Here is a 14,209-nt window from a genome sequence, read left to right as displayed (position 1 = left end):
AGGGCGGGACTTCGTGCGGCGCGAGCGGCTCCATCAGCCCACGACCACGGCGGCGCCGTCGCCCCGCTCGGCAATGGTGCCGATCGCATAGACCGTCTCGCCCAGCGAGCGCAGCGTTGCGGCCGTGGCTTCTGCCTGGGCTGCCGACACCACCACCACCATGCCGATGCCGTTGTTGAACGTGCGGTTCATTTCGATGTCGTCGATGCCGGCCGTCTTCTGCAGCCAGGCGAACAGCTCGGTCTGCGGCCAGCTACCGGCCTTCAGGTGCGCGGCCAGGCCGTCGGGCAGCACGCGCGGAATGTTCTCCAGCAGGCCGCCGCCGGTGATGTGGGCCAGGGCCTTGATGCCGCCGGCCGAGGCCGCGTCCTGGGGCGCCGGGTACTGGGCCAGTGCGGCCAGCACGTTCTTCACGTACAGGCGGGTGGGTTCCATGATGGCCTGCTTGAACGGCTTGCCGTCCAGCGTGGCGGGGGCCGAATCGCCGGCCCGCTCGATGCACTTGCGCACCAGGCTGAAACCGTTGGAGTGCACGCCGGCCGATGCCAGGCCCAGCACCACGTCGCCGGCCGCCACGGTCTTGCCGGTGAGGATCTTGGATTTTTCGACTGCGCCGACGGCAAAGCCGGCCAGGTCGTATTCGCCGGCAGGGTACATGCCCGGCATTTCGGCCGTTTCGCCCCCGATCAGGGCGCAGCCCGACAGTTCGCAGCCCCGGGCGATGCCGCCGACCACGGCCGCGGCCGTGTCCACGTCGAGCTTGCCGCAGGCGAAGTAGTCCAGAAAGAACAGCGGCTCGGCACCCTGCACCAGCACGTCGTTCACGCTCATGGCCACCAGATCGATGCCCACGGTGTCGTGCATGTTCCATTCGAACGCCAGCTTGAGCTTGGTGCCCACGCCGTCGGTGCCGCTCACCAGCACGGGCTCCTGGTAGCGCTTGGGCACCTCGAACAAGGCGCCGAAACCGCCGATGCCGGCCAGCACGCCCTCGCGCATGGTCTTCTTGGCGAGCGGCTTGATGCGCTCGACCAGCGCGTCGCCGGCATCGATGTCGACGCCAGCGTCTTTGTAGGAGATGGGGGTGGTGGGGGCGAAAGAGCTCATGGAAGGGTTCGTGAGTGCTGGTGGGCCCGCGCGGCGGGCTGGAGCGGCGGATTTTAAGGGCCCCGCCCGGCCGGCCCGCCAATGTCCCCGCTGGGCCGGCGGATGGCCCCTTGCCGGCTGGGCCGCGGCGCCTGTACGGCGCCTTCGCGCTGCGGTCGCTGGCGGGGTGGCTGCGGCAGACTAAAATTCGCGCCGGCGTGTCCTTTCGCACCAGGGCTCACCCGCCTCGTTTCGTCTTCAGCCCTGGTTCCGGTCGCTAATCCCCTTCTTTTTCTTCTCCATGCCGTCTCGCTCCCTTTCATCGCCCGCCGCCCTGCACCGCGCTCCATGCCGGAGCCTGGGCGCACGGCGCGTGCATGGCTTGCGCGGCGCCGCCCCGGGGCGGCCGGCATGAAGCAACTGGCCCTCGACATCGGCCTGGCCACCGGGCCCACGCTCTCCCGTTTCTTTGCCGGCACCAACGAGGCCGCGCTCCAGCACCTGCGCCTGGCCGTGGGCGAAGGCACCACCGAAGTGCTGCGCTCGCCGGTGCCTACCTACCTCTGGGGCGAATCGGGCAGCGGCAAGACCCACCTGCTGGAGGCCGTACGCGAGGCGCTGCGCGAGCAGGGCGCCTCGGTGGGCTGGCTCGATGCCTCGGTGGCCGAGCCCACGGCGTTCGACGACCGCTGGTCCGCCGTGCTGCTGGACGAAGTGCATCTGTACAACACCGCCCAGCAGGCGGCGGCGTTCAACTGGTTCGTCAACGCCATCAGCCCCGCCGTGGGCGAGCCCCGCTGGGTGCTGGCCGCGGGCCAGACGCCGCCAGCCGACCTGCCGCTGCGCGACGACCTGCGCAGCCGCCTGGGCTGGGGCCACATCTTTCAATTGCACCTGCTGGGCGAGGCCGAACGCCGCGCCGTGCTGCGCCAGGAGGCCGACGCACGCGGCATCTTCCTGGGCGACGACGTGATGGACTACATGCTCAAGCGTTTCTCGCGAGACCTGGGCAGCCTCATGCAGTTGCTGGACCAGCTGGACAGCTTTGCCCTGCGCACCCAGCGGGCCATCACCATTCCCTTGCTCCGGGCCATGCTGGAGTCCGAATAGCAGCGCGTGCTGCCGGCTTCCCCTGTGCCCCATCGACCCTTCACGCATGAACCCTGAACCCCCGGCGCAACGCCCTCGGCTGGCCCTGTTCGATCTCGATCACACGCTGCTGCCGCTCGACTCGGACTATGAGTGGGGCGAGTTCACCATTCGCATCGGCTGGAACGATCCGGTCGAATTCGGCCGCCGCAACGACGAGTTCTACGCGCACTACCAAGCCGGCACGCTGAACGTACACGACTACGTGCGCTTCGCCATCGACGCTGTGCGCCAGCGCGGCCCCGAGGCGGCGGCCGCCGCGCACGCCCGGTTCATGCGCGAGGTGATCGAGCCGGCCATCCGCCCGCAGGCGCTGCAACTGGTGCAGCAGCACCAGGCTGCGGGCGACCAGGTGGTCATCATCACCGCGACCAACGAGTTCGTGACCGGCCCCATCGCCCGCGCGCTGGGCGTGGACGAACTGCTCTCCATGGGCCTTGCGCGCGATGCGCAGGGCTGGTACACCGGCGCCATCGAGGGCACGCCGACCATGCGCGAAGGCAAGGTCCGGCGCATGGAAGAATGGCTGGCCTCGCGCGGCCTGGCCTGGAGCGGCGTGGAGAGCACCTTCTACAGTGACTCCATGAACGACGTGCCGCTGCTCGAAACCGTCGACCACCCGGTGGCTACCAACCCCGACCCCCGCCTGCGGGCGCTCGCGCAGCAGCGTGGCTGGCGCATATTGGATCTCTTTCCCTCCCAACCATGATCAAGAAGTTCATCGACAAACTGCTGGGCAAGGGCGCCGCTGGCGCCGGCCGCGGCAAGAACCGCTTCGGCAAGCGCGAGGAAGTGCCCGCCTCGGTACACGGCATCGACCCCGAACTGGTGGACCGCCGCGCCGCCGACGTGGTCCGCACGCTCAAGGCGGCCGGCTACGAGGCCTACATCGTGGGCGGCGCGGTGCGCGACCTGCTGCTGGGCCTGCGCCCCAAGGATTTCGACGTGGCCACCAACGCCACGCCCGAGCAGGTCAAGGGCCTTTTCCGCCGCGCGTTCATCATCGGCAAGCGCTTTCGCATCGTGCATGTGGTACACGGACGGGGCCGCGAGCACGAGGTGATCGAAGTCTCCACCTTCCGCGCCTATCTGGACAACACCGCCATCGAGCAGCAGGTGAGCGGCAACGAAAAGACCAGCAAGCAGCAACTGGTGGGCATGCAGCATGCCGTGGACGCCAGCGGCCGCGTGCTGCGCGACAACGTGTGGGGCCCGCAGGACGAAGACGCCACGCGGCGCGACTTCACCGTGAACGCCATGTACTACGACCCTGAAACCCAGGTGGTGGTGGACTACCACAAGGGCATTCAGGACGCGAAGAAAAAGCTGCTGCGCATGATCGGCGACCCGGCCACGCGCTATCGCGAAGACCCGGTGCGCATCATCCGCGCCGTGCGTTTCTCGGCCAAGCTGGCCGGGCTGGGCTTCACCATCGAGCCCAAGACCGCCGGCCCGCTGATCGAGTCGCAGGCGCTGCTGGCCGACGTGCCGCAAAGCCGCATGTTCGATGAAATGCTCAAGCTGCTGCAGACGGGCCATGCCGTGGCCACCATCGCGCAGCTCAAGAAGCTGGGCATGACCACCGGCATCTACCCGCTGCTGGACGTGGTGGTCGAGCGGGCCGACACCTCGTTCGTGAGCGCCGCGCTGGCCGACACCGACCGCCGAGTGGGCGAAGGCAAGCCCGTGGCGCCGAGCTTCCTGTTGGCCTGCGTGCTGTGGCAGGACGTGAAGACCGGCTGGGACCGCCGCATCGCGCAGCGCGAGCAGCCGTTTCCCGCGCTGCAGGACGCCATCGACGAAGTGTTCGAGCGGCGCATCGGCGACGTGTCGGGCCGCGGCAAGCTGGCTGCCGACATGCGCGAGATCTGGGTCATTCAGCCCCGCTTCGACAAGCGCGTGGGCTCCACGCCCTACAGCATGGTGGCCCAGGCGCGCTTTCGCGCCGGTTTCGACTTCATGCGCCTGCGCGCCGACGTGGGCGAGGTCGAGGAAGCGCTGGCCGAGTGGTGGCAGGAGTTCCAGCACGCCGACGACCTGCGCCGCGACGACATGATCGACCAGGCACGCGAAGAGCAAAAATCCCGCCAGCGCAAGGCCCAGCCGGTCGTGCGCCGCGTGCCACGGCCCACTGAAGCGGATGGTGGCGCCGCCGCATCCGGCGAGCCGCGCGCCGCGGCTGCCCCTTCGGCTTCGGGCGAAGACCAGGAACACGACGGCGGTGAAGAAACAGCCGGCGACGGTGCGGCGCCCAAGAAGCGCCGCCGTCGCCGCCGCAAGCCGTCGGGTGGCGGGGGCGGGGGCGGTGAAGGCGCCGCACCTGCTCAGTCGTCCGGCCATCCGGACGACTGAGCACGGCTGCCGGTGCGCACCGCGATGGCCGCGCCTGTGCCGCCAGCCGCCAGCGACGGCATTGCCGTGCCGGCTTGGATCGGGCTGGGCGCCAACCTGGGCGATGCGCGGGCGGCGCTGATCGGCGCGCTCGATGCCATGGCCCGCTGGCCGGGCACCCGTGTGGTGCGGGTGTCGCCGCTGTACCGCAGTGCGCCGATCGACGCGGGCGGGCCCGACTATCTGAATGCCGTGGCCGAACTGGCCACGCCCTGGGCTGCCATCGACCTGCTGCGGGCGCTGCAGGCCATCGAACAGGCCGCTGGCCGCGAGCGCCCATACCGCAACGCGCCGCGCACGCTGGACCTGGACGTGCTGCTCTACGGTGAAGAGCGCATAGACACCCCCGAACTGACGGTGCCCCATCCGCGCATGGAAGAGCGGGCCTTCGTGCTGCTGCCCCTGGCCGACATCGCGCCGGGGCGCGTGGACCTGGCCCGCCTTGCCGCCGTGCAATCGCAGCGCATCGAGCGGCTCGGAGCCTTCTTGCCCTGAGGCTTTCGGCTGCAACCTGCAACCTGCAGAAGGGCTGCAGCCTCGCCGGTCAGGCGGCCTGGCGCCCGCGCTGGTTGGAGCTGAACACGTTGTCCTTGGGCAGCGCGCGGCCCGCCTGCACGGCAGCCACCCATTCGCTGGTGGGCGCCACCTCGGGGTGCAACTGCCAGCGATCCGTGGCCTTGTCGAACAAGGGCGCGCCCGCCGGAGCCGTGTGCTGCACCACCACCACCGGCAAGCCTGCGGCCCGGGCCGCGTCCATGGCCCGCACGATGTTGGGCAGGGTGTCGGCGACGGGTGGGTATTCGATGGGCAGGTTGCCGCCGGCGAAGTATTCGTTTTGCACGTCGATGACGACGAGCGCGCGGCGGGGTGCGGAAGAGGAAGAAGCGGCGGAGGATGAAGCCATTGCGAGGTCCTTGGTGATGAAAGTGGCGAAGCCAGTAACCGTTGCCGTCGTGGCTTTCGACGGCATCAGTCCTTTTCACCTCTCGGTGCCTTGCCGGGTGTTCGGCGAAGACCGCACGGTGCAGGGCGTGCCGCGCTACCGGCTGGTGGTGTGCGCGGTGCAGCCCGGCCCGCTGCGCACGTCGGCCGGGTTCGGCATCGAGGTAGGGCAGGGCTTTATGGCGCTTCGGCGCGCGCAGACCATCGTCGTGCCGTCGTGGCATGACGACCTGGCCCCGGTGCCGCCCGCACTGCTGTCGGCGCTGCGGGCTGCGCACCGCCGGGGGGCGCGCATCGTGGGCCTGTGCCTGGGAGCCTTCGTGCTGGCCGAGGCAGGGCTGCTGGACGGCCGCGCCGCGACCACCCACTGGGCGCTGGCGGCGGAGTTTGCGCGGCGCTACCCCCAGGTGTCGCTGCGGCCCGAAGTGCTGTACGTGGAAGATGGCCCGGTACTGACCTCTGCCGGCACGGCCGCAGGCATCGATTGCTGCCTGCATCTGCTGCGCCAGCAGCACGGCGCCGAAGCCGCCAACCGTGCCGCGCGCCGCATGGTGGTGGCGCCGCACCGCCAGGGCGGGCAGGCCCAGTACATCCAGCAGCCGGTGGCGCCTTCGGTGCGGGGCGACCGGCTCGCGCCGCTGCTGCAATGGCTGGGCGAGTACCTGCATGAGACGCACACGCTGGAATCGCTGGCCGAGCGGGCCGTGATGAGCCCGCGCACCTTCACTCGGCGTTTTCGCCAGGCCACGGGTACGACGGTGGGGCAATGGCTGCAGAACCAGCGCATCGCGCTGGCGCAGCGCCTGCTGGAAGGGGGCGACCAGTCGATCGAGGCCGTGGCCGTCGAATCGGGCTTTGGCTCCGCCGTGTCGCTGCGGCAGCATTTCTCCGCCGCGGTGGGCATTGCACCCTCTGCTTACCGGCGGCAGTTCAACGCGTTCGGTTAAAACGAAATGCTATAAAAAATATAGCTGACCACCCTAGTGGAATATGCGCTGGCGGCCATTTTTTTTAGATTCCGAACGGACCACCGGCGTGGGCTGTCAGCCGACGCTGCAGCCCTTCGGATGTGTCAGTCGACCTTGGCGCCCGAGGCCTTCACGACCTGCTGGTACTTAGCGCGCTCCGATGCCATGAAGGCGTCGAACTGCTCCGGCGTGGTGGCCACGGGCTCGGCCATGAGCGCAGCGAAACGCGTCTTGGTTTCCGGTGCGTTGAGCGCGGCCACGAAGGCCTTGTTCAGGTTGGCGATGATGGGCTTGGGCGTGCCGGCCGGGGCGACCAGGCCCCACCATGTCTCGATCGAAAAGCCCTTGAAGGTGTTCGACAGCGGGGGCACGCCCGGCAGCGCGGCGCTGGCCTGCGGCGAGGTCACGGCCAGGGCCTTGAGCTTGCCCGAGCGGATGTTGGGCGCCGCCGCAGCCAGGTTGTCGATGTTGAAGTCCACTTCGCCCGCCAGCAGGGCGAGCTGCGCGGGGCTGGCGCCGCGATAGGGAATGTGCAGCGCGAAGATGCCGGCGCGCTGCTTGAACATTTCGCCCGCCAGGTGCCCGGCGCTGCCGTTGCCGCCGCTGCCGTAGTTCAGCTTGGCGGGGTTGGCCTTGGCGTAGGCGATCAGGTCCGCCACGGTATTGATCTTCAGTTCCGCCGCCTTGGCCGCGTTGATGACGAGCACGTTGGGCACGCTCACCATCTGCGTGATGCCGGCGAAGTCCTTGGCCGCGTCGTAAGGCATGCGGCTGTAGAGCCAGGGATTCACGGCATGCGTGGCCGTGGCCGCCAGCCCGATGGTGAGCCCGTCGGGCGCTGCCTTGGCGACCGCGTCGGCACCGATGTTGCCGCCGGCACCCGCCTTGTTGTCGATGACCACCGTGCCCAGCGTATCGCGCACCCGTTCGGCCAGCGCGCGGGAGGTGGCGTCCAGCGGGCCGCCGGGCGCGTACGGCACGATCAGGCGGATGGGGCCCTCCTGCGCATGGCTCAAGGGGGATGCAAGCGCCGAGGCGAGGGCGGCGGCCGAGAGGAGGATGTTTCTGCGGCTTATGCTGTGATTGTGCAAAAAACGGAGGGGTTGCGATGCAGCAGTTTGCTGCCACGTCCTACAGCGCCCACAAAGGGGCATTTCTATAAACGTTGAAGACGTTTCCAGTTTGCACCCTTTGCACCCCATTGCCCTCCGCCGAGCTGGCGGAAGAAGGACTTTCCATGCCGCAGGCTTTCGCCGACACCAACGACACCCTGACCACCTCGCGCTATGCCGATTGCATTCGCGCTTGCAACGAATGCGCCGACGCCTGCGATTACTGCGCGGCCTCGTGCCTGCGCGAAGCCGAGCCCCGCTACATGGTCCATTGCATCGCGATGGACATGGACTGCGCTGCGCTGTGCCGGGTGGCTGCCAGCGCGATGTCGCGCGAAAGTGCCCACGCGCACGAGATCTGTGCGCTGTGCGCCCGCCTTTGCGACAGCTGCGCCAACGAATGCGCCCGCCACGACATGCCGCACTGCCGCGCCTGTGCCGCCGCGTGCAGGCGCTGCGCGGACATGTGCCGCGCGATGTCGCACTGAGCGGCTATTACCGACCGTTACTTTTGCGATACGCAGCGGACGCGCCCCGGCAAGGTACGAGGCGTTGAATAGAGCCCACGGACCCGATCAAGGAGCCATCCATGTTGTCCATCCGCTTCATCACCATCGCCGCCGCTTCGGCGGCAGCCAGCTTGCTCACGGGCTGCGTCGTGGCCCCTGTCGGCGGTTACTACGCAGGGTCGGGCTACTACGGCGGACCGGGCTACTACCAGACCGACTCCGTGTATGTGGCACCGGCGCCCGTGGTGGTGGCGCCGACCATCGGTTTCTTCGGCGTGTATGGCCGGGGCGGTTACGGGTATGGGCACGGCTATGGCCGTGGCTACTATGGCCGGCCCGGTGGCTGGCGCCGTTGAGTCAGCGCCGGCTCAAAGCGTGTTTTTTTCAGCCCGCCGCTGCGCCGTCGGGCTGGGTGGATGGCTCGCTCGCCCCGTGCTTGTCCGCTTCCGACGTGAAAGCATCCGCATAGAACTCGTCGGGAGGCAGTTGGCGTTCCGCGCTGTACGCCACCCGCGCGGTATCCACCACGATGGGGGCACCGCAGGCATACACCTGGTGGCCTGACAGATCGGCGTGGTCGTCCATCACGGCCTGGTGTACGAAGCCGGTACGGCCTGTCCAGCCGTCTTCGGGCAGTGCCTGCGACACCACGGGCACGTAAGAGAGCTGCGGCATTTCAGCGATGCGCTCTCGTACCCATGCATCCATGTACAGATCGCCAGGGCGGCGGCCACCCCAGTACAGCGTGACCGGGCGCTCGATGCGCTTGGCCTGCAGGTGCTCGATGAGCGCCTTGATGGGCGCGAATCCCGTGCCCGATGCCAGCAGGATGATGGGTTTTTTGCTGTCCTCGCGCAAAAAGAAGCTGCCGAAGGGGCCTTCCACGCGCAGGATTTCCTTTTCCTTCATGGTGCCGAACACATGGTCGGTGAACCGGCCGCCGGCCATGTGGCGAATGTGCAGTTCCACCCCGGGCGCTTGCGCCTGGGTGTGCGGCGCATTGGCCATCGAATAGGCACGGCGGGCGCCGTCGCGCAGGATGAACTCGATGTACTGCCCCGCGTGGTAGCGGAACGTGTCGGCCGCCGGCAATTGCAGTCGCACCACCATCACGTCGTTGGACACCCGCGTGAGCGTGGAGACGCGCACGGGCAGCTTCTTGATCGGGTATGCGCTTTCATCGGTGACCTGGCGCGACTCCAGCACCACGTCGGTCAGCGGCTGGGCGCAGCAGGTGAGCACGAAGCCGGCATCGGCCTCGGCCGCGGTAAGGGCCTTGGATTGGTGTTCGCCATGCGCGACGGAGCCGCTGAGCTTCTTGCATTTGCACGAACCGCAGGCGCCGTCCTTGCAGCCATAGGGCAGGCCCACGCCGCCGCGGATGGCCGCCGCCAGGATGGATTCGCCTGGCTGAGCGGAAAACGCCCTGCCACTGGGCTGTACGGTGATTTGATGGGTGGCCGCGGCCGTCTCTGCGGGGGTCATGGAATGGGTATCCTTGGAGGTTTTCTTCTCGCCGAACGGACCGATTTTGCCCTCAAACCAAAGCCCCCTAGGGGCCCTGCCGGCGCGCTTTCGCCGCCAGCGCGTGCTCATCATCGGCTGTGGCGACGTGGGCCTGCGTGCGTCACGCGCCATGCAGGCGCGGGCGGGCGCCCCCGGGCCCCGGGTGCTGGCCCTCACGTCCAGCCTGGACCGCGTGCCGGAACTGCGCGCCGCCGGCATCGTGCCGCTGGTCGGCAACCTGGACGATGCCCGCAGCCTGCGCCGTCTGTCGGGGCTGGCCACCCGCGTGCTGCACCTCGCGCCGCCGCCTGGCGAAGCCGCAGCCGGCGCTGCCTGGTGGCGCGATGGCCGAACCGTGGCGCTGGCCCGGACGCTGCGGCTGCGCACCCCACCCGCGGCGCTGGTCTATGGCTCCACCAGCGGCGTCTATGGCGACTGCGGCGGCGCCTGGGTGACCGAGGCGCGGCCCGTGGCGCCATCCACCCCCCGAGCCCAGCGCCGCGTCAACGCCGAGCGTGCGGTGCGCCACCTGGGGCGCGGCCCGGTGCGCGCGAGCATTCTGCGCATTCCAGGCATCTATGCGCCCGACCGCGAAGGCGGCACGCCCGAGGCGCGCCTGCGCCGTGGCACGCCAGTGCTGCTGGCAGAGGACGACGTCTACACCAATCACATCCATGCCGACGATTTGGCCCGCGCCTGCGTGGCGGCCCTGTGGCGCGGCCGGCCTCAGCGCGTGTACCACGTGAGCGATGCGAGCGACATGAAGATGGGCGACTACTTTGATCTGGCGGCAGACCTGTATGGCCTGCCGCGCCCGCCCCGATTGGCACGCCAGGCGGCACAGGAGAAGCTGCCGGCCCCCCTGCTGAGCTTCATGAGCGAGTCGCGCCGGCTCGATGCCACGCGGCTGCGCCGGGAGTTGCGCGTGGTGCTGCGCTACCCGACCGTCACCGAGGGGCTGCGAGCCCGGTAGCCGTCCGGGGCCGGTGAGCTTTCGGCGGCCGCGCGCTCTGGTTCAGAGCCCTTCAGCGCGGACGCACATTGCCCGCCTGGTCGTAGCAGCGAAACACGTTGCAGTGCGAAATCGGTGCCGCTGGCACGGGCAGGGCGGGTTGCACCACCACTGGACGGCGGGGCGGCACGATGACCACTGCGGGCGGCGCGTAATAGTCGCTGCCGCCATTGGCCATGCCGCTGCCGCGGGCCCGTTCGACTTCGGCATACCCCTGCGGCCCGAGGCAATCGAGGTCCATCTGGCGTTGTGCCGCAGCCATGCGGGCCTGGCCGTCGTAGTTGCCCAGGCCGGATTCGCTGGCCACGCGGTCGAGGTTGCGGCGCGACCGGGCGCATTCGGGGGAGCGCGATGGATCGGCCGGCGCCCGCGCTGCGGATCGCTCGCGGTCCTGCCTTGCCTCCTGCTGGGCTTCCTGGCGCTCGATCTGCAGGCGCTGCTGCTTGAGCTGCAGCGCTTCGCGGGCCTGAGCCCGCTCTTCCTGGATTTCTTCGGGGGTCTTGCGCGACTCGACCTCTCGCACGGCAGTGCCCTTGTCGCAAGCGCCGTCGGTGTACGTGACTTTGCCGGTGCCTGGGTCGGTGCAGCGCATGACCTGCGCGTGGACGGGGCCGGCCAGGCTCGCGCAGGCTGCGACGGCCAGCGCCGCGCAAAAGCGCCATGCCGCAGGGGCGCGGCGAACGGGGACAAGAAGGGTCATGGCCGTTTTCGGTGGAGTCGATCGAAGTGGCCTGCCGGAGGTCAGGGCCGATTCTGGGGATTTTGCTCCAGGCGCCATCCGGGCGCTGGCGGTTGGTCGCGCGCTCCGGGGGGGCGGCGGTCTTCGCCGCGCTGGCGATTGTCGCGTTCGGCCTGCTCGCGGCGCTGCCGGTCGAGTTCCGCACGCTGGCGGTCCATTTCAGCGCGGCGCCGGTCCGCATCCGCACGCTGGCCGTCGCGATCTCGGCGGCGGTCCGCTTCGCGCGATTCACGCGCTTCGCGGTCCCGTCGGTCGCGCCAGGCGCGCTCGCGGTCTTCGCGCATCTGCCGCTCGCGCCAGTCGTCGCGGCGGTCCACGCCATAGACCGGAGCCGGAACCGGCACGTACACGGGGTACGACGGCCGGCTGTAACCGTAGGCCGGCTGCTGCTCGTACACCGTGATGGACGTGGAGCCCGTGGCCGGGTAGGGGTACGAAGGCGCCGTGGGGTAGCTGGGGGACGATGGGTAATTGGGGTAAGCGGATTCGTAGTACGGATCGCCGGGCACCGCGCAGCCCGTGGCCAGCACGGCCAGGGTGCCGGCGGCAAGGATTCGGAGGGCGGGGTGGAACATGGAAGGCCTCGCTGGCTGGTGGCCGCGCTGCAGGGAGCGTCTGGCGGCCGATGGGTGACGGCGGCGGTCAGGGGACACGCCGCGCCCGTGTGTGACGCGCTGATGACCATTTTGGTTGACCAGGCGCGCGCGCCATTGTCAGTCTTTGCCCCGTCTTCACACGACGGCGGCGTAGGGTGTGCCAAGGTTGCCGAAGGCGCCAAGGGCATCAGGCCGGCCCGCCACGGGCGCGTAATGCAAGACGGTCGGAAATGGATCGTAGAAGCCGTGCAGCAGCGATTTCCACGCCTGGTACTCCGGCGATTGCCGAAAGCCTTGCTCGTGCGCCTCGACCGTGGTCCAGCGCACAAGCAGCAGGTATTCCTGCGGCCGCTCCACGCAGTGGTGGAGTTCATGCGAGAGATACCCGGGCATGCTGGCGATGAGTCGCTGGGCCTCGGCAAAGGCCAGCTCGAACGCGGCGTTCTGTCCGGGGCGGATGGTGAGCGGGGCGGTTTCCAGAATCATCCGGGCAGTCTATGCGACGGGCTGGCGGCGAATGAAACGGCAAGGCGCCACCTGCCACCCGCCACCCGCCATGTGCCCTGCGCCCGTTCTTCTACACTCTGCGGCTTTGCCTTCGGCCTGCTTCGGTACGGCCGAAGGCCTCACCCGGACGACATGACCGAAGACTCAGAACACACCCCCGTACAGGAACCCCGCCTGTGGAGCGACGAGCGCTGGACGGCGCGTGTCGTCAAGAACGAAGACGACGACGGCTGGGCCGTCGAGATGACGTTGCGGGGAGAGTCCGACCCCGCGCTGGTCGGCCCCTGGACCATGGGGCGCGACAAGAAGAACCCCAAGCCGCTGGACGTCTCGGCCTTCCACACCCTGGTCAAGACCGCGTCCGAAGTGCTGCGCCGCCACGAGCAGCAGTTGCATGCGCAGCTGAACAAGAGCGTTACCGTCACGGCGCAAGGCCAGCGTGTGCGGGTGTCGCTCGCCATCGAGCCCGACGACGAACACCCTACCGCCACGCTCAGCGCGCACTCGGCGTTGGACGGCGATCTGCTGGCCTCCGTCAGCGCATCGCCCGGCTTCCTGCTCACCAGTGCCAGTGCCATCGCGTGGATCGAAAGCGGCTTCGAGCGGCCGCGCTGACACGGCGCGGGCGCTCGCTCGCTCGATCGATCATTGCCGCCTGTGCGGCCCCGGCGCTGATGGCTCGCCGCGGCAAACGCCTGCTTACTTGGGCAGCACGCGGCGCATGGTTTCCGCCAGGTCTTCCGCGACGAACTTCGCCACGTAGCCGTCCGCGCCCACGCTGCGCACGTGGTCTTCGTTGGCCGAGCCGGACAGCGAAGAGTGGATCACCACCGGAATCTTGTTCAACCGCACGTCCTGCTTGATGTTGCGGGTGAGCGTGAAACCGTCCATCTCCGGCATTTCGAGGTCGGTCAGCACCAGGGCGACGCGGTCCGCTGCGGTCTTGCCCTCGGCCTCGGCCGCGCGTGCGATGGCGTTCAGACGGTCCCAGGCTTCCTTGCCCGACTTGGTCATCTCGTAAGGGGCCTGCAAAACCTGCAGTTCCTTTTCGATGAGCGAGCGGGCCACGAACGAATCGTCGGCCGCCAGGATCATCGTGCCGGGCTTGAGCTTCAGGCGAGGGCCGACCTTCTCGGGGTCCACCTTGTGCTCGTCGGAGGGCGAGACCATCTGCAAGATGGCTTCCACGTCGAGCACCTGCGCCAGGCGCGATCCGTCGGTGTTGCCGTCGAGCCGCGCGATGCTGGTCACCAGTTGGCCGCCGGTGCCGCTGGCCTCGGCGGACAGCACCTGTTTCCAGTCCAGACGCACGATGTCTTCCACCGATTCGACCGCGAAGGCCTGTGTGGTGCGCGCGTACTCGGTCACCAGCATGATGTTCAAACCGGTCTGGGGCTTGCAGCCGACGATCGAAGGCATGTCGAGCACTGGAATGATCTGGCCGCGCAGGTTGACCACCCCCAGCGAATGCGGCGTGGCCCCGGCGATCGGCGTGATGCTGGGCATGGCCACGATCTCGCGGATCTTGAACACGTTGATCCCGAACAACTCGGACTTGCCCAGGTTGTTATCGATGCCCAGGCGAAAGAGCAGAAGCTCGAATTTATTGGTGCCGGTGAGATTGGTCCGCTCGTCGATTTCCTGCTGCACTGCTTTCATCGCTGCCTCCTTCGCATTGATACGCGTGTTTAC

16 protein-coding genes and 1 pseudogene are annotated in these 14,209 nt (G+C 68.7%); 9 read left to right on the top strand and 8 right to left on the bottom strand.

Annotation, left to right across the window (positions count from 1 at the left end):
* Positions 1-33: 33 nt before the first annotated feature.
* The gene (purM, locus tag AVHM3334_RS01440) at positions 34-1,107 is read right to left on the bottom strand and encodes a phosphoribosylformylglycinamidine cyclo-ligase (RefSeq protein WP_284409003.1); all 1,074 of its coding nucleotides are present in this window, start codon (positions 1,105-1,107) and stop codon (positions 34-36) included.
* 390 nt (positions 1,108-1,497) lie between these two features.
* On the opposite strand from purM, the gene hda reads away from it, so the two are divergent.
* Genes hda through folK form a run of 4 tightly spaced genes read left to right on the top strand, consistent with a single transcriptional unit; the run spans position 1,498 to position 5,121 of the window.
* Complete coding sequence (gene hda, locus AVHM3334_RS01435) at positions 1,498-2,196, top strand: DnaA regulatory inactivator Hda (protein ID WP_284409002.1); 699 nt, start codon at positions 1,498-1,500, stop codon at positions 2,194-2,196.
* Between the two features lie 46 nt (positions 2,197-2,242).
* A complete protein-coding gene (locus AVHM3334_RS01430; protein ID WP_284409000.1) occupies positions 2,243-2,944 on the top strand; it encodes a histidinol-phosphatase in 702 nt (233 codons plus the stop codon).
* Positions 2,941-4,587 (top strand): polynucleotide adenylyltransferase PcnB, encoded by a 1,647-nt coding sequence (pcnB, locus tag AVHM3334_RS01425; RefSeq protein WP_284408998.1) that lies wholly within the window; start codon positions 2,941-2,943, stop codon positions 4,585-4,587. Before AVHM3334_RS01430 ends, pcnB begins: the two co-directional genes overlap by 4 nt.
* 24 nt (positions 4,588-4,611) lie before the next feature.
* Positions 4,612-5,121, top strand: a complete 510-nt coding sequence (gene folK, locus AVHM3334_RS01420) for a 2-amino-4-hydroxy-6-hydroxymethyldihydropteridine diphosphokinase (protein WP_284408996.1) — start codon at positions 4,612-4,614, stop codon at positions 5,119-5,121.
* Between the two features lie 145 nt (positions 5,122-5,266).
* Here folK and AVHM3334_RS01415 read toward each other — a convergent pair.
* Positions 5,267-5,530, bottom strand: a pseudogene (locus AVHM3334_RS01415) (isochorismatase family protein); the annotation flags it as partial.
* Between the two features lie 16 nt (positions 5,531-5,546).
* On the opposite strand from AVHM3334_RS01415, the gene AVHM3334_RS01410 reads away from it, so the two are divergent.
* Positions 5,547-6,515, top strand: a complete 969-nt coding sequence (locus AVHM3334_RS01410) for a GlxA family transcriptional regulator (RefSeq protein WP_284408994.1) — start codon at positions 5,547-5,549, stop codon at positions 6,513-6,515.
* A gap of 125 nt (positions 6,516-6,640) precedes the next feature.
* Here AVHM3334_RS01410 and AVHM3334_RS01405 read toward each other — a convergent pair whose 3' ends face one another.
* Positions 6,641-7,612, bottom strand: a complete 972-nt coding sequence (locus AVHM3334_RS01405; RefSeq protein ID WP_284409119.1) for a tripartite tricarboxylate transporter substrate binding protein — start codon at positions 7,610-7,612, stop codon at positions 6,641-6,643.
* 161 nt (positions 7,613-7,773) lie between these two features.
* Here AVHM3334_RS01405 and AVHM3334_RS01400 point away from each other — a divergent pair, with 161 nt between their 5' ends.
* Both AVHM3334_RS01400 and AVHM3334_RS01395 read left to right on the top strand, forming a co-directional pair.
* Positions 7,774-8,136: a four-helix bundle copper-binding protein gene (locus AVHM3334_RS01400; RefSeq protein ID WP_284408992.1), complete on the top strand. Its 363-nt coding sequence runs from the start codon at positions 7,774-7,776 to the stop codon at positions 8,134-8,136.
* A 101-nt stretch (positions 8,137-8,237) separates the two neighbouring features.
* The gene (locus AVHM3334_RS01395) at positions 8,238-8,513 is read left to right on the top strand and encodes a hypothetical protein (protein ID WP_284408990.1); all 276 of its coding nucleotides are present in this window, start codon (positions 8,238-8,240) and stop codon (positions 8,511-8,513) included.
* Positions 8,514-8,541: 28 nt separating this feature from the next.
* Here AVHM3334_RS01395 and AVHM3334_RS01390 read toward each other — a convergent pair whose 3' ends face one another.
* On the bottom strand, positions 8,542-9,642 hold the full coding sequence (locus AVHM3334_RS01390; protein WP_284408988.1) for a CDP-6-deoxy-delta-3,4-glucoseen reductase: 1,101 nt from the start codon (positions 9,640-9,642) through the stop codon (positions 8,542-8,544).
* Between the two features lie 46 nt (positions 9,643-9,688).
* On the opposite strand from AVHM3334_RS01390, the gene AVHM3334_RS01385 reads away from it, so the two are divergent.
* Entirely contained in the window at positions 9,689-10,636 is a 948-nt protein-coding gene (locus AVHM3334_RS01385) for an NAD-dependent epimerase/dehydratase family protein (protein ID WP_284408986.1), read from the top strand.
* 52 nt (positions 10,637-10,688) lie between these two features.
* On the opposite strand, the gene AVHM3334_RS01380 is transcribed toward AVHM3334_RS01385, so the two are convergent.
* The 3 genes from AVHM3334_RS01380 to AVHM3334_RS01370 all read right to left on the bottom strand — a co-directional run bounded on the left by AVHM3334_RS01380 (position 10,689) and on the right by AVHM3334_RS01370 (position 12,496).
* Positions 10,689-11,375 (bottom strand): DUF4124 domain-containing protein, encoded by a 687-nt coding sequence (locus AVHM3334_RS01380; protein ID WP_284408984.1) that lies wholly within the window; start codon positions 11,373-11,375, stop codon positions 10,689-10,691.
* Positions 11,376-11,416: 41 nt separating this feature from the next.
* Entirely contained in the window at positions 11,417-11,989 is a 573-nt protein-coding gene (locus AVHM3334_RS01375) for a hypothetical protein (RefSeq protein ID WP_284408982.1), read from the bottom strand.
* 156 nt (positions 11,990-12,145) lie between these two features.
* Positions 12,146-12,496 carry an antibiotic biosynthesis monooxygenase family protein gene (locus tag AVHM3334_RS01370; RefSeq protein WP_284408980.1) on the bottom strand — a complete coding sequence of 117 codons (351 nt, stop codon included), beginning with the start codon at positions 12,494-12,496 and terminating at the stop codon, positions 12,146-12,148.
* 153 nt (positions 12,497-12,649) lie between these two features.
* On the opposite strand from AVHM3334_RS01370, the gene AVHM3334_RS01365 reads away from it, so the two are divergent.
* Positions 12,650-13,132 (top strand): hypothetical protein, encoded by a 483-nt coding sequence (locus tag AVHM3334_RS01365; RefSeq protein ID WP_284408978.1) that lies wholly within the window; start codon positions 12,650-12,652, stop codon positions 13,130-13,132.
* 84 nt (positions 13,133-13,216) lie between these two features.
* Here AVHM3334_RS01365 and AVHM3334_RS01360 read toward each other — a convergent pair whose 3' ends face one another.
* On the bottom strand, positions 13,217-14,176 hold the full coding sequence (locus AVHM3334_RS01360; RefSeq protein ID WP_284408976.1) for a chemotaxis protein: 960 nt from the start codon (positions 14,174-14,176) through the stop codon (positions 13,217-13,219).
* Positions 14,177-14,209: the final 33 nt, after the last annotated feature.

This window comes from Acidovorax sp. SUPP3334, from assembly GCF_030159055.1.
GTDB lineage: Bacteria > Pseudomonadota > Gammaproteobacteria > Burkholderiales > Burkholderiaceae_C > Paracidovorax.
The sequence above is the reverse complement of the archived record's forward strand: the minus strand, read 5'-3'. Positions and strand labels throughout refer to the sequence as shown.